This is a genomic window from Parahaliea mediterranea, from assembly GCF_003402235.1.
In the GTDB taxonomy this organism is placed as follows: Bacteria; Pseudomonadota; Gammaproteobacteria; order Pseudomonadales; family Halieaceae; genus Parahaliea; species Parahaliea mediterranea.
Window position 1 is genome coordinate 172,620 of record NZ_QEWO01000005.1, and the last position, 13,724, is coordinate 186,343.

At 61.6% G+C, this 13,724-nt stretch carries 12 protein-coding genes and 1 tRNA gene; 8 read left to right on the forward strand and 5 right to left on the reverse strand.

The window, feature by feature from the left end; all coding sequences use genetic code 11:
• Nucleotides 1-33 precede the first annotated feature (33 nt).
• The 4 genes from DDZ17_RS15675 to DDZ17_RS15690 are packed head-to-tail and all read left to right on the forward strand — an operon-like array spanning nucleotide 34 to nucleotide 4,130.
• Nucleotides 34-810, forward strand: coding sequence for a HupE/UreJ family protein (locus tag DDZ17_RS15675; RefSeq protein WP_116367910.1), 777 nt, complete (start codon nucleotides 34-36; stop codon nucleotides 808-810).
• Between the two features lie 40 nt (nucleotides 811-850).
• Complete coding sequence (locus DDZ17_RS15680) at nucleotides 851-2,881, forward strand: TonB-dependent receptor (protein WP_170150225.1); 2,031 nt, start codon at nucleotides 851-853, stop codon at nucleotides 2,879-2,881.
• 14 nt (nucleotides 2,882-2,895) lie between these two features.
• Nucleotides 2,896-3,657 (forward strand): DUF4198 domain-containing protein, encoded by a 762-nt coding sequence (locus DDZ17_RS15685; RefSeq protein ID WP_116367912.1) that lies wholly within the window; start codon nucleotides 2,896-2,898, stop codon nucleotides 3,655-3,657.
• A complete protein-coding gene (locus tag DDZ17_RS15690) occupies nucleotides 3,657-4,130 on the forward strand; it encodes a carboxypeptidase-like regulatory domain-containing protein (protein WP_116367913.1) in 474 nt (157 codons plus the stop codon). The genes DDZ17_RS15685 and DDZ17_RS15690 overlap by 1 nt, the downstream gene beginning before the upstream one ends.
• Before the next feature lie 36 nt (nucleotides 4,131-4,166).
• Here DDZ17_RS15690 and DDZ17_RS15695 read toward each other — a convergent pair whose 3' ends face one another.
• Together DDZ17_RS15695 and DDZ17_RS15700 are read right to left on the reverse strand one after the other, a co-directional pair.
• Nucleotides 4,167-4,655 carry a GNAT family N-acetyltransferase gene (locus DDZ17_RS15695; protein WP_116367914.1) on the reverse strand — a complete coding sequence of 163 codons (489 nt, stop codon included), beginning with the start codon at nucleotides 4,653-4,655 and terminating at the stop codon, nucleotides 4,167-4,169.
• Nucleotides 4,656-4,720: 65 nt separating this feature from the next.
• Nucleotides 4,721-5,164, reverse strand: coding sequence for a potassium channel family protein (locus tag DDZ17_RS15700; protein WP_116367915.1), 444 nt, complete (start codon nucleotides 5,162-5,164; stop codon nucleotides 4,721-4,723).
• A 140-nt stretch (nucleotides 5,165-5,304) separates the two neighbouring features.
• Between DDZ17_RS15700 and DDZ17_RS15705 the strand changes: the two genes are divergently transcribed.
• On the forward strand, nucleotides 5,305-6,546 hold the full coding sequence (locus DDZ17_RS15705) for an NAD(P)/FAD-dependent oxidoreductase (protein WP_116367916.1): 1,242 nt from the start codon (nucleotides 5,305-5,307) through the stop codon (nucleotides 6,544-6,546).
• A gap of 137 nt (nucleotides 6,547-6,683) precedes the next feature.
• Here DDZ17_RS15705 and DDZ17_RS15710 read toward each other — a convergent pair whose 3' ends face one another.
• Complete coding sequence (locus DDZ17_RS15710; RefSeq protein ID WP_116367917.1) at nucleotides 6,684-7,466, reverse strand: TetR/AcrR family transcriptional regulator; 783 nt, start codon at nucleotides 7,464-7,466, stop codon at nucleotides 6,684-6,686.
• A 311-nt stretch (nucleotides 7,467-7,777) separates the two neighbouring features.
• Here DDZ17_RS15710 and DDZ17_RS15715 point away from each other — a divergent pair, with 311 nt between their 5' ends.
• From DDZ17_RS15715 to DDZ17_RS15725, 3 genes are all read left to right on the forward strand, one after another.
• Nucleotides 7,778-8,917: an aromatic ring-hydroxylating oxygenase subunit alpha gene (locus tag DDZ17_RS15715; protein ID WP_116367918.1), complete on the forward strand. Its 1,140-nt coding sequence runs from the start codon at nucleotides 7,778-7,780 to the stop codon at nucleotides 8,915-8,917.
• A 49-nt stretch (nucleotides 8,918-8,966) separates the two neighbouring features.
• Entirely contained in the window at nucleotides 8,967-11,435 is a 2,469-nt protein-coding gene (locus DDZ17_RS15720) for a TonB-dependent receptor (protein ID WP_170150226.1), read from the forward strand.
• A 164-nt stretch (nucleotides 11,436-11,599) separates the two neighbouring features.
• The gene (locus DDZ17_RS15725; RefSeq protein ID WP_116367920.1) at nucleotides 11,600-12,544 is read left to right on the forward strand and encodes a hypothetical protein; all 945 of its coding nucleotides are present in this window, start codon (nucleotides 11,600-11,602) and stop codon (nucleotides 12,542-12,544) included.
• Between the two features lie 63 nt (nucleotides 12,545-12,607).
• Here DDZ17_RS15725 and DDZ17_RS15730 read toward each other — a convergent pair.
• Together DDZ17_RS15730 and DDZ17_RS15735 are read right to left on the reverse strand one after the other, a co-directional pair.
• Nucleotides 12,608-12,683, reverse strand: a tRNA-Phe gene (locus DDZ17_RS15730).
• 78 nt (nucleotides 12,684-12,761) lie between these two features.
• Nucleotides 12,762-13,718: a 4-hydroxyproline epimerase gene (locus tag DDZ17_RS15735; protein WP_116367921.1), complete on the reverse strand. Its 957-nt coding sequence runs from the start codon at nucleotides 13,716-13,718 to the stop codon at nucleotides 12,762-12,764.
• Nucleotides 13,719-13,724: the final 6 nt, after the last annotated feature.

The window sequence follows — 13,724 nt, forward strand, 5'->3', positions numbered from 1 at the left end:
AGGGATCGGGACAGCAGACGCCCGAAAACAGCAATGAAAAACACCCGCTTTACACGCCTGGCCTGGCTGCCCCTGTGCCTGCTGGCGCTGCCGGCTGCGGCCCACGAGGTGCCCGACGCCGCCCGCGAGCGGCTGCGCGATGGCAACTGGCTGGACTATTTATGGACCGGTGCCGAGCACATGCTCACCGGCTACGACCACCTGCTGTTTCTGCTGGGGGTGGTGTTCTTCCTCCAGCGCTTTGGCGACATCCTCAAGTTCATCACCGCCTTTACCCTCGGCCACACCCTGGTGCTGCTGGGCGCCACCTTTGCCGGTGTGCAGGTAACGCCCTATTACGTGGATGCCTTTATCGCCGTGACGGTGATGTACAAGGGCTTTGAAAACCTCGATGGCTTTCGCCGCTGCCTGGGGGTGAGTGCCCCCAACCTGCTGGTGATGGTGTTCCTGTTCGGGCTGATTCACGGCCTGGGCCTGGCAACCCAGTTCCAGACCCTGGCGGACCGCAGCGATGCCGGCATTGTGGGCAAGATACTGTGGTTCAACCTGGGGGTGGAGCTGGGCCAGGTGGCGGCCCTGTGCCTGATGATTGTGGTGATCAGCGCCTGGCGCAAGACCGTGGTGTGGGTGCCCCTCAGCCGCGCCGTGAACGCCCTGCTGATCATCGCCGGCTTTCTGTTGCTGCTGTATCAGCTGCACGGCCTGGTGCACGCGCAGCAGGACCACCACGCAGAACCCCCCGCCAGCGTGCAGAGCGGCGCCGCAGAGGGCTGGCACAGTCATGACGGCGGCCCGGCACACAAACATTGATGCCCGTGTTTTTCGCGCGGGCGCCTGCAGGAGGCAAGGTATGAATCAACCCAAATTACGCATCATCGCCGTCGCGGTATCGCTTGCGGCAACGCCGTCACTGCTGGCGGCGCAAGAGCCCGCTGCCGGCCGATCGGGCCTGCCCATGTCGGAAATTGTGGTGAAGGGGCAGATTCTCGACCAGGCCACCACGGCCTTTTCCGCCTCCACCTTCGACGCCGATACCCTGCGGGAGCAGAAAATCTCCCAGCCCGAGCAGATTTTTGACCAGGTGCCGGGCATGAGCATCCGCGACTATGGCCTAGGCGGTGTGGCCAACAGCTTCACCATCCGCGGCTTTGGCGATGGCGGCCACGGCGGCGACCTGGGGGTGGTGATTGACGGTATTCCCCTCAACGAGGCCATGTCCCACGCCGACGGCTACGTGGACCTGAACGTGATTGTGCCGCTGGAAGTGAGCGACATGACGGTGTTCAAGGGGCCCGTGTCGTCCCTCTATGGCAACTACAACCGCGGCGGGCTGGTGAAGATAGACACCCGCAAGGGCGGCCAGTACACCAACCTGGATTTAAGCGGCGGCTCCGACGGCCTGGTGGATGTGCAGGGGGCGCTGGGGCTGGAGCCCGGCGAAAACCAGGAACTCAACCTGGCCCTGCAGCACTACCAGAGCGACGGCTACCGGCCGCAGTCGGATGGGCGCCGCGATACCCTGTCCGGGCGCTGGGGCGTTGGCCTTGGCGAGCGCACCCGGGTGGCCCTGTCTGGCCGCTGGCACGACGCCGACAGCGACAGTGCCTCCTACCTGACCGAGGCGGACTACCGGCGCGACCCCTATGGCATCAATGCCAATGTGCACAACGACGGCGCGGAAAAATCCTTCGCCACCCTGCGCGGCGACATCAGCCACCAACTCAGCCCGTCGCTGCAGCTGCTTGGCTTCCTCTACGGCACCGAGCAGGACTTCACCCGCTGGTTCACCCGCCCGGTGGGCGGCGGCCAATGGCGGCAGCGGGAAGAGTCCTACGACCGCGAGGTGAGCGGTGCCGGGCTCAGCCTGAGCGGCCAGCACAGCCCCGCCGGCGTTCCCCTGTTGTGGATTGCCGGCGTGGAAACCTACCGCGAGGCCACCGACTACCTCTACCACGACGGCCTGGACCACCGGCGCCCACAGGGCCCGCCGGTCAATGACCGGCGCACCGAGTTGGACAGCGTATCCGCCTTTGCCGAGCTGCGTGCCGACTGGCACCCCCTGCTGCAGCCGTCCCTGGGCCTGCGATACGACCGCTTTGACGGTGATTGCAAACCCCAGGGGCCAGAGACTGGCAGCAACCCCTGCAGCGAGCTGAACAACCTGGACAACCTGAGCCCCAAACTGGGCCTGCGCTCTCGCGTGGCAAGCCACCTTGAGCTGCGCGCCAGCTACTCAGAGGGTTTTGCCCTGCCCCCCGACTGGCTTAAATACCAGCCCCAGGCCAGCAACCTGGACCCGGTGACCTTCAACCAGCTGGAAGCGGGCATCAACTGGGCGCCAGCGGATACCTTCGAGGTGGACCTGGCCCTGTTCCAGGTGGATTCCGACGGCGAAGTGCGCACCCTTGATACCGGCATCTACGAAAACTACGGTGAAACCGAGCGCCGCGGGCTGGAACTGTCCGTGGCCTGGCAGCCCCTGCCGCAGGTATCGCTGAGCGCGGTGTACGGCAAGACGGACACCGAGGTACTCAAGAACGCCGACCCCAGCCTGGAAGGCAAGGAAGTGGGTGGCGTGTCGGACTACTCTGCCACCGTGCAGGCCGGCTGGCTGTTCCTGCCCGACTGGCGGGTGAACCTGATCTGGCGGGCGGTGGGGGGCTACGCCCTGACGGCCGACAACAGCGCCTATGCCGACAGCTATGACGTCACAGACCTTGAAGTAGACTGGCAATGGCAGCCCGGCTGGAATGTGTACGCCAGGGTCGACAACCTGACAGACGAAACCTACGCGCCCAGCCGCTTTATGTTCGGCGGAGAAAACCTGTTTGCCACCGGCGCGCCGCGCCAGGTGCGCCTTGGCGTGCAAATCAGCTTGTAAATGGAGTGACAGACATGGCACATCACAACGCACAGCACCCGGACCAGAACAAAACACAGAACAGGGCACGCATTTGCGCGAGGGGCGGTGTCGCACTGGCGGCGGCGCTGTTTGCCTCCCTGGCTTGTGCCCACACCGTGTGGCTGGAGCCACTGGCCGATACCACCGGCGGCTACGAGATCAAGTACGGCGGCCACGAGGGCAAGCTGGAAACCTATGACAGCGCGAAAATCGTCTCCATCGATGTGTACAACGCCGCAGGCGACACACTGGACTACCAGCGCACCGATGGGCGCGATGGCGGCAATGCGCAACTGGTGCTGCCGCCCGCCGCCGCGCTGGTGGCCATCCACTTTGACAACGGCATCTGGACCCGCGACCCCATGGGCCGCAGTGTGAACCAGCCCATGAGTGCCGTGCCGGGCGCCACCGCCGCCACCAATGCCCTGAAATACCACAAGACCGTGCTGCAGTGGTCGCCCATCGTCACCCGCGAACTGGACCAGCGCTTTGAAGTGCTGCCCGTGCTTGCCAGCCAGCCCCGCGCCGGCGAGCCGATGCAGGTACGCGTGCTGCTGGACGGCAAACCCCTGGCTGGCGTCAAACTCGGCCGCGGGGAAGAGGGAGACGCCGGTGAAACCGGCGCCGACGGTATTGCCACCTTTGTACCGCAGCCCGGCGTCAACCGCTTGTGGGCCGGCAAGCGTTTTGCCGTGCAAGAGCCACAGTACACCGAGCTGAGCTACGAATACCTGTTCCGCTTCGAGGCGCGTTGATGCCTGCCTGCACTGCGCGCTGGTTGCGCAGCTGGCTGACGGCGGCGCTGTTACTGCTGGTGCCCTGGCAGGGGCCTGCCTGGGCCCACGGCATGCATTTGCAGGCCGCCGCGGCCCACACCGAAGGCGGCTGGCTGATCCGGGGTGTGCTGAGCTACAGCGACGACAGCGCTGCCGCCGGCAATTACATCCAGATAGAGAACCTGAGCCACCCGGACGCTCCCGCACTGGCCCTGCAAACCCGCGCCGATGGCAGCTTCGAACTGCCCGCCCTGGCCGGCCAGCGCTACCGCGTAACCGCCCAGGGTGACGAGGGCCACACCACGGCAACAGACGTGCTGGTGGCACCGGCGACAGCCAGTGATGGCGGCCATGATGAAGGCGAGGGCGGCTGGCCCATCTATGCCGTGCTTGCGCTGATCCTGCTGGCTTCGCTGCTGCCGGCCCACTGGCTCAGGCGGCGAGCCGGGTGAGCGGCTGCCAGGCGCAATCGCGCCTGGCGCGTCCAGCTAGTCTTCGCTGGCGGCAAAGTCCCGCAGCGCCTTGCCCGTCAGGCGGTAGCCAATCCATTCGCTCTGGGGCCGGGCGCCAAAAGACTCGTAGAAGTCGATGGCGCTCTGGTTCCAGTCCAGCACATTCCATTCAAAGCGGCGGCAGTCCGCCTGCACCGCAATCTGTGCCAGGTGCCGGAGCAGGGCCTTGCCAGCACCGGCGCCACGGTAAGCTGGCGACACGTACAGGTCTTCCAGGAACAGGCCGTGCTTTCCAGTCCATGTGGAATAATTAAAAAAGTACAGCGCAAAGCCCGCGGCTTCGCCGTCGATTTCGCAAATCACCGACCAGACCTTCGGATGCTCGCAGAACAGGGCCTGGTGAAAGTCCTGCTCGCTGGCCTGGGCCTGATCCAGCGCTTTCTCATAGTCCGCCAACTCGCGCACAAAATGGCGAATCAGGCCCACGTCGTCGGGTGTGGCGGGGCGAAGGGTGATGTGCGTCATGGGGTGTCCTTGCGATGCGGGTAGGGCGGCATTGTATAAAGCGCAGCTGGTGCCATCAGCGCTGCTCAGCCACCTTTGGGGTGGTTTTCGCTGTCCCAGTACTTCTGCATTTCCAGATACAGGAACGAGGCCGTCCAGGTGATCAGCACCAGCCCGGTGAGCGATTCAATGCCAGTGAGATAACGGATATTGCCCTGGGGCACAATGTCGCCAAAGCCCAGGGTGGTGTACACAGTGAAGGAATAGTACACGCAATCCAGCAAGCTGAGCGCATCCAGCCCTTCCAGGCTGCCCCAGTCGAGGTGCTCTATGGCGAGATAGTAGGCGATGGCAAAAATCCAGATTTCCGTGGCGTGGGCCAATAGCGCGCCGACGACGCCCAGCACAATACGAAACCGCGGGTGCAGCGGCACGGTTGATAAATAGCGGGACGTCTGGTGCAGGTATTCGTAGTGCAGGGCCACCACCAGAACCACCACCAGGCTGTTGATCACATAGGCAAGAAACATGGGCGCAGGTTTGTCGGCCTCGATAACACAATAGGCGGCACTGTACCGCGATCGCAGGTGGATTGCCCGTCGCGGCCTTGGCTTTGTAGTGCTGAAGCCGTGCTAACCTGCACAGCAACAGCGAATGAAGGGCAACAGCCATGAAGCGTGCAGATGTGATCGTGATCGGGGCGGGCATCATCGGCCTGTCCATCGCCTGGCAGCTGGCGCGCCGCAGCCACCTGTCAATTACCGTGCTGGAGAAGGGCGCCGGCACCGGCGAGGGCTCCACCGGCGCCTCCTCCGCCATCTGCCGCACCCGCTACTCCCTCGACAACATGATCCAGCTGGCGCGCGATGGCATCGCCGCCTACCGTCACTGGGCAGACTTTACCGGCCTGGCAACACCCCGCGCCGCTTTCGCCGAAGATGGCGTGCTGTGGATGCCGGGGGCCGATACCGACTGGGTCGAGCGTGAACACCGGCGCATGCAGGCGGTGGGTGTGGCCACCGACGTATTTGGCGACGACGAACTGCTGCGGCGCTACCCCGCCTTCAGCCCCTGCACCCTGGCCCCGGATACCGAAACCGGCGAGGCCCACACCTGCCGTGGCGGCGGCCGTTACCTGCTGGAAACCGAGGGCGGCTACATAGACCCGGTGGCCTGCGCCGACGACCTGCTGCAGGCCTGCCGCGGCGCCGGTGTGGCGGTGCGCTTTGGCGCGCAGGTGCAGGGCATCGCCCAGTCTGGCGGCGCCGTGCGTGGGGTGACGCTGGCCAGTGGCGAGCAGCTGGCAGCGCCGGTGGTCATCAACGCCGCCGGCCCCTGGTGCAACCAACTGAGCCGCGCGGCCGGGCTGACCCTGCCCTGGCATCTGCGTCCCACCCGCATCCAGGTGCTGTACCTGGAGCGCCCGGGGGACCTTGCCGGCCCCATCCCCGTCGCCGTGGACATGGCGGCGGGCATCTACTTCCGCTGCCAGAACCGCGGCCAGCAGCTGGTGGTGGGCTCCGTGCTGGAGGCCGACGAGCGCGAGCGCATCGACGATCCGGATCACTTCAACCGCAGCGCCGACGATGACTTTACCCACGCCAAGCTCCACGCCCTGCATCACCGCCTCCCGCAGCTGCCCTATCGCGGCGCCCTGCGTGGTTACTGCGGCCTCTACACCGTCAACGAAGAAGACGTGCACCCGCTGGTTGGGGAGAGCGCGCTAAAAGGCTTTTACCTTGCTAACGGCTTTAGTGGCCACGGCTTCAAACTCGCCCCCGCCATCGGCGCCATGCTGGCGCGGCAGATCAGCGGCGAAGCCTGCACCACCTTTGACACAGCGGTGGACCCGGCATTCTTCCGTATAGATAGAGCGCCAATCGCTATCGCGTCGAAGTCGGTGCTGGCGTAGTGGCGGGTATAGGACGCTGGTATAAAGGGCTGGTATAGCTGGTAGACATAGGGGCAGACTAAGCGGGTAGACACAGGCGGCAAGTGTTAAGGCAGGCTATCCGCGGAAAATGGGTATCAGCCGATACAATACAAACATCAGCCGTGCTTTTCGCCATCCGGCGGCTTAAAGGCGGATGTGCCGCGGCCGGTTTCACGATCGCTGTTATCAACATCACGGTCACCGCCACTATCACCACCGCAATCACCACCATTATCACCAACACCGCGTAGATAGCGCCCGACCATATCCAGCATTTCCTCGATAAAGCCGTCGTCGTAAATGTACTGGGGATAACGACTGGTCGCGTTATCAATGGCGCCGCGCAAAGCGCTCAGCACGATGAATGCGGCCTGCTCAACATTGTTAACGCGTAACTCATCGCGGTGTTGTGAGAGGATTTCGAGCCACCATTTTTCCGACCATTCCTCCCAGCTCTCCTGGCCGTCCGGGCCGGGCCGATAGGTAATTTCATAATGAAATTGGTGACGTGTAAAAAACTCCCTGTGCAGGCTTAGCAGCTCGCGGTTTATTGCAATCGGCACCTCGATAATCTGCCGCAGCTTGTCATTCAGGCTGCGCGCCAGGTACGCATTGCTTGCCAGTTCGCTTTGATACTGGCGGTCAATATCTTCAAGCTTGGCTTCAAAAATATCCGCCAGCACCGCTTCCCGATCAGGGTAATAGCGATACAGCGAAGCTATGCCAACGCCGGCGCGCTCTGCAATGCGGTTGGTGGTCAACGCAGCCGGGCCCGCCTCTTTCAGCAGGGCAAGGCCTGCCTCACGAATCGCGCGCACCAGTTCCCGAGAGCGCGATTGCTGCGGCTCGCGTCTCGGTGCCGGGGGTTCCTGCGTACTGCCTTTGTGTTTGTTAGCCATGCGCTCGACATACCTGCCAAAAACGTGAATAGGGCAATGGAGCAAATTTTATTTCTTTATAAAACATGCAGATACAAAAACTCCCCGACGCACAAAAGTGGAGTATTGAGGGCCCTGGTCGATTGTTATTCTGAGTCCTCCTTCAAACCATAGGTGAAGTCGACGTTTTACGGCAACTGAAACACGCCAATCATCCCCTTACGTCTAAAAGGCGTTCAGCCGGTGGTGTACTTCCGGCCGAAAGCGGGTTGGTTGCAGCGTTTTCGTGCGGCGGCTGCCTGGTTGACGATTGATAACAACGGGGATGGAAAGTGGAACACGAGGATGTCATAGCACTGACGCAGCGGCTCATCGACAGAGTGAATACCAACACGTCCGATGAGGCAGGGGAGACAATGACAGTCCCCAACAGTGTCTTTCTCGATGATGCGCTGTGGCAGCGGGAGCGCGAAGCGCTGTTCTTCTCGACGCCGCAAACCATTGGCTTTGCAGGCGAAGTAGCCAAGCCCGGCTCCTTTATGACAACCGAGTCCATGGGCATTCCCATTGTCGTTACGCGTGACGAAGCCGGGGTTTTGCATGCGTTCATCAACGCCTGTGCTCACCGCGGATCCCGTGTTGCAGACGGTTGTGGCGAAAGAAGGCGCCTGAACTGCCGCTTTCACGGCTGGAGCTACGCCCTGGATGGCCGCCTGGCAGGTCGTCCGCGAGACGATGCTTTCGAGCCCGCCAACGACAACTTGAATCTCATTGAACTACCCGTCTCGGATTGCTCCGGCCTTATTGTGGTCGGCTTGCGCCCAACAATGAGCCAGTCAGTCGTTCACCACGCACTGGATGATATCGCGCCGGCATTCGCAGGTTATGCACTCGATAAAGTCCGCCCTGTTGAAACGCGCAGGTATGACGTGCGGGCCAATTGGAAAATGGTCGTCAACCTGAGTCATGAAAGCTACCACTTTGCCACCTTGCACCGCGACAGCCTTTCCCCGTTGATGACTGCGCATGCGGTCACCGATGAGTTTGGAGACCACACGCGCTGGGCATTCCCGCTCAGGGAGATTGCCGACTTCGAGAATATCGATCGTAGCCAGTGGCCCAGCAGGCCCCCGGCGACGATGAATCACACGATTTATCCCGGCACGGTGGTTGTTATTAACCCCAACGATGCTCAGATGTTGCGCGTTGAGCCCGGTCGAGACCCTGGCTCTTCCGTCGTTTATTACTCCGGCGTATGTAACGACCTTCATCCCATTGAAGAGGCGCGGCGTGCCTATGAATTTGGCGGCGATATTTTCAACGATGAAGATTTGCTGGCGGCAGAACAGTGCCAACAGGGCGTCGCTGCCTGCGCGCAGGGCACCACAATATTGGGTCGCAACGAGCCCATGGTCCAGTTCTGGCACCGTAAATGGCGCCAGGCAACGCAACCAGCGCTCGACAAGCAGTAGCTGCCAATAACGACAACAACCTCCAATAACTACAACCCGGGAGATGGCCATGCAACACCCGACATCCTGCTGCCGATTACTGCCCTTGGCGAGGGCAGTCGCCTGTGTTTCAGTCGCTCTGGCGGCGCCTGTAGCGGCCGCCAATAGTCTGGTTCTGGAAGAGGTGATCGTTACCGCCGAGCGACGCGAGAGCACTTTGCAGGACACGCCCATTGCGGTGACCGCCTTCAGTTCAGACAAGATTGCCGAGCTTGGCATCTACAGCGTCGCGGACATTGGCGGGTTGGCGCCCAATACCAATATACAGAAACAGCCGTCCTCCAACGCCAATATGTCGATCTACATCCGCGGGGTCGGTAGCGGCGAAAGCTCGGTGATTATTGACCCCAAAACGAGCTTCTACATTGATGGGATTTACAGCAGCAAAACCGTTGGCGCGGTGTTCGATATTGTGGACCTTGAGCGCATTGAAGTGCTGCGCGGCCCCCAGGGAACACTGTTTGGTCGCAACAGCACCGGCGGCGCCGTCAACGTAACCACCGTCAAGCCAAGTGGAAACTTGGGCGCTGCTCTGGAAGCCGGTGTGGGCAACGATGGTTATCATCGTCTGGCAGGTTCGGTGGATTTGCCGCAGCTCGCCGACATGCTGTCCGTGAAACTGTCGGCCATGAGCAGTGAATACGACGGCTGGGCGAAGAACACCGCAGAAAGTGCCGAGCAGAGCGAACTGGGTGGTGAAGACAGCACCGGCTTTCGCGCTGCCTTGCGGTTGGAGAGCGTTGATAGTCTGGTTTTGGACTATGCCTACGACAGGACAGACAATACCTACGTACCGGTGCCCTGGCAGGTGACCCATGTGCATACGGAACTGTACAACGGCATCACTACCACGCCCTTTCCTTTCGCGCTTCTTGGCGGTGACCTGTATCGGCAGATGGCAGCGGATATCGGCGACCCGGACCATCGCCGGGAACGCTTCTACTACGAGAACTACGGCGATGAGCAGCTGGACGTAGAAGGGCACACCTTTACCGCGCAATGGGATATCAACCCGTTCACAATCAAGTACATTTTCGGTGACCGGGAAACCGAGATGAGCCGGGGCGACGCCCCGCTGGGCGGTGGCACCTACTATGCCCGGGACTTATTCTGGGCCGACCTGAACCCGGCGCTTGCAGTTGGTGATGTGGTCGCCAAGGACGCCTTCACCGCCTACAACGAAAAGACCTCAGTTGAACTGACAACGCATGAGCTGCAGGTTATCGGCGATGCCTTTGGGGGGCGCGTGCAGTACACCGGTGGTCTGTTCTACTACGAAGAACAAACCTTTGAATACAACCCCCAGCGATTCAACCTGCCGATTCAGTTGCTGATTGGCAGCTTCCCGGCGCCACTGCAAAGCCTGTACCAGAGCTTTGGCTATTGTGATGAGAACCTGGTGTGTTTTGGCAGCCAGCAACTGCCGTTCCTTGACCCTACCGGCGCCGCTGACCCCAACCTGAATGGCTTCGCCGATTTCGCCTACGGGCAGGAGACAAAATCCAAGGCGGCCTACGGGCAGGTGACCTGGTCAATCAGCCAGCGCATCGACCTGAGTGCGGGCCTGCGCTATACCGAGGACGACAAGGAGGCATTCCTGTTCAACGAGGATTTTGGCCATGCCGCCCTGAGTGACGCCTTTGTTGGTGACGATCAGTGGGACAACCTCAGCTACCTGCTGCGGATGAACTGGGCAATGAGTGATGACATCAGCTTTTACGGCACCTTTTCCACGGGTTACAACGGTGGCGGTTTCAATGCCCGGGCCTCCTCCGAGGCATCCTTCCGCACGCCGTTTGCAGAAGAGGAGCTGCAGTCGTTTGAAGTGGGTATGAAGTCAGAGTGGATGGATAGCCGGGTGCGGGCCAACCTCGCCCTGTTCTACAACGACTACACCGACATCCAGATCGCCCAGTTCGAGGCCGGCTCCGGCGGGGCGTCCAGCAACATTGTGAATGCCGGCGATGCCACCTACCAGGGGCTGGAAGTCGACCTCACCGCCATCCTGGCTGAAGGATGGCTGCTTGATTTCAACTATGGCTATCTGGATGCGCAGTTCAACGAGTACCTGGCGCTTGACCCTGCTACCAATGAATTTGTCGACATCTCCGATCGCACCACCGTCACCCGTGCGCCAGAGCACAATGCCAATCTTGGCCTGCAGTACGACTTTCGCCCGTTCAGCTTTGGCGTTCTCAGTGCGCGCGTTGATGTCAGCTATACGGATGAGTTTGTCTACCATGTCTTCAATAACCAGTACGACTCAACCGATGCGCATACCCTGGTCAATGCCAGGCTCAGCCTGAGCGACGTGCCAGTCAACCGCGATGGGGTGCTGCGCTTCTCCCTGTGGGGAAAAAACCTCACCGATGAGGAATACCGCCAGTGGGGTATCGATTTCGGCTCGCTGGGTTACGCCGGTGGCACCTACAACCGGCCCACAACCTACGGCATAGACGTCACCTACCGCTTCCGCTGACTGACCAGGCAACGCAGGCAGCAGCCTGTGGTGCCGTTGGCCTGTGAGCAGGGCGCGATTGGGTCAGTGCGTGGTGCGATATGCATGAAAGCGCTGGCGGCGTTGCAGTAACGTTCCGGGTACTATTCAAGTGACGATGGGTTAACTTGAGTGGTAAGCGAGATATGGTCATCCCCCGAATGCTATCCACGATGTTCACCACGACATTCACCACGACGTTCACCGCGATGTTTGCTGCGGTATTCGCAGCGATAGTTGCCGCAGTGTTGGCCGGCTGCAAGATCGAGATTCAGGTGCCGGAAGGCGGCAGTGTCGCATCCGTATCCGGTGCCTACACATGCCAGGCCGGTCAACACTGCGAGATCGGCGTTCACGATGTGTACTTCGATGAAACCTTTATCGCCCAGCCTTCACCTGGCTACGAATTCCTGTTGTGGAAGAAGGCGCCTTTGCGTTTATGCGGCGGCAAAGCCGATAGCTGCCCACTGAACACAACGGGATTTCCCGGAAACGATAACCTGTTGGCGTTTCTTGAATCTGACACCTCGTTCTACCTGGAGCCGGTGTTTCGAAAAACCGTGGCAGGCGAATACAAACTTGAGTACCGGGAAAGCGATCGCCCCCGTGTTATAGACAGCAACGGGCGAACTATCGGTAGCTACCTTGGGGTCAGCGAGTACGGATCCCCCTGGGACATCCAGGTCAACTTCAAAGGACTACCCGACAACTACACCCTGAGCGTCCTCCTGACCGGCTCGGCCCCATTGCCTCCTGATTTTTATCATGCCGACATAGCGTACTTCGGCGAGGCATGCGAAGACCGCTTCAACCCTATGGCCCTTACCCTTCCGAACCGCGGCTTCGACAAAACGCGTGTGTATATGCGCAGCCCCATAAAACTCTATATTCCCGACCCCAACGGCAGAACAAGCACCCGCTCCTACAAAAAATTCTGGGAGAGCGGCAGCTTGAACTGTGGCAGAAGTTCTACTCCTGAAATGAGGGATCGAGTGCATCCACTGCTGCCAACCAACTTGGAACTGCATTTCCCGCTGACAGTTGAGGGCACGGATATCGTGATATTTCAGGATCCCCAGCTTGTCTTCTAAAAAGAGCGGTGGCGGCATTGGACACAAAAAAGCCCCGCATGGCTGCGAGGCTTTTCAGGAATATGGTGCCCGGAGACAGAATCGAACTGCCGACACGGGGATTTTCAATCCCCTGCTCTACCAACTGAGCTATCCGGGCGAGGGTGCGCTGGGCGCGAGGGGGCGTATTAAACCCGCTGTATCGATAGGAGTCAAGCGTACTTTAATCTTCCCTGCCTCATGCCGTCGGCAGGCCGTGGCGGAAGGGGTCACCGGCCTCCATCACCAGGCGGAAGTCGCCATTGACATAGGCGGTGCCGGTGATGGTGGGGCGGATGCGGCCGTTCTCTGCGGGCTCAAAGCTGCCTTCGAATACGCTGCCGATGACGCTCTGCTGGCGCCACACCTGGCCGGCCTGGAGCTTGCCGGCGGCCTGCAGGCAGGCCAGTTTGGCGCTGGTGCCGGTGCCGCAGGGGGAGCGGTCGTAGGCGTTGCCGGGGCACAGCACGAAGCTGCGGCTGTCGGCCTCGCGTGCGCTGGTGGGCGGGCCGAACAGCTCGATGTGGTCGATCTCGGCGCCGTCGGCGCCGGTGATGCCGGCCTCACCCAGGGCGATGCGCAGGGCGCCGGCGTAGGCGGTGAGGGCGACGGTGTTGCAGGGTTCGATGGCCTGGCCGTGGTCTGCCACCAGGAAGAACCAGTTGCCACCCCAGGCGATGTCGCCGCTGACGGTGCTGCCATCGGGCAGGGTGACCGGCACGGCTTCGCGGTAGCGGTAGCTCTCTACATTGTTGACGCTCACGGTGTGGGCGTCGTGCAGGGTAGCCTTTACCACGCCTACGGGCGTTTCGATGTGGTGCTCTCCCGGTTCGATCTGCCCCAGCCAGGCCAGCGAGGCCATCAGCCCGATGGTGCCGTGGCCGCACATGCCGAGGTAGCCTACGTTGTTGAAGAAGATCACCCCGGCGGTGTTGGCGGGGTCCACCGGCGCGCACAGCAGGGCGCCGACCATGACATCCGAGCCCCGCGGTTCGTTCACCAGGGCCCGGCGCAGCCAGTCGTGTTCGCGGCGCAGAATGGCCAGGCGCTCGGCCATGCTGCCGCCGCCCAGGTCGGGGCCGCCGGCAATCACCAGGCGGGTGGGTTCGCCGCCGGTGTGGGAGTCGATGACCCGGATGGACGCTGCTGTGTTCACCGCGTG

What these genes read in the sequence shown, in the direction of transcription:
- DDZ17_RS15710 (WP_116367917.1), bottom strand. Translation starts at nt 7,466, where the DNA reads ATGGCTAACAAACACAAAGGCAGTACGCAGGAACCCCCGGCACCGAGA.
- DDZ17_RS15680 (WP_170150225.1), top strand. Translation starts at nt 851, where the DNA reads ATGAATCAACCCAAATTACGCATCATCGCCGTCGCGGTATCGCTTGCG.
- DDZ17_RS15690 (WP_116367913.1), top strand. Translation starts at nt 3,657, where the DNA reads ATGCCTGCCTGCACTGCGCGCTGGTTGCGCAGCTGGCTGACGGCGGCG.
- DDZ17_RS15685 (WP_116367912.1), top strand. Translation starts at nt 2,896, where the DNA reads ATGGCACATCACAACGCACAGCACCCGGACCAGAACAAAACACAGAAC.
- DDZ17_RS15705 (WP_116367916.1), top strand. Translation starts at nt 5,305, where the DNA reads ATGAAGCGTGCAGATGTGATCGTGATCGGGGCGGGCATCATCGGCCTG.
- DDZ17_RS15720 (WP_170150226.1), top strand. Translation starts at nt 8,967, where the DNA reads ATGCAACACCCGACATCCTGCTGCCGATTACTGCCCTTGGCGAGGGCA.
- DDZ17_RS15675 (WP_116367910.1), top strand. Translation starts at nt 34, where the DNA reads ATGAAAAACACCCGCTTTACACGCCTGGCCTGGCTGCCCCTGTGCCTG.
- DDZ17_RS15700 (WP_116367915.1), bottom strand. Translation starts at nt 5,164, where the DNA reads ATGTTTCTTGCCTATGTGATCAACAGCCTGGTGGTGGTTCTGGTGGTG.
- DDZ17_RS15695 (WP_116367914.1), bottom strand. Translation starts at nt 4,655, where the DNA reads ATGACGCACATCACCCTTCGCCCCGCCACACCCGACGACGTGGGCCTG.
- DDZ17_RS15725 (WP_116367920.1), top strand. Translation starts at nt 11,600, where the DNA reads ATGGTCATCCCCCGAATGCTATCCACGATGTTCACCACGACATTCACC.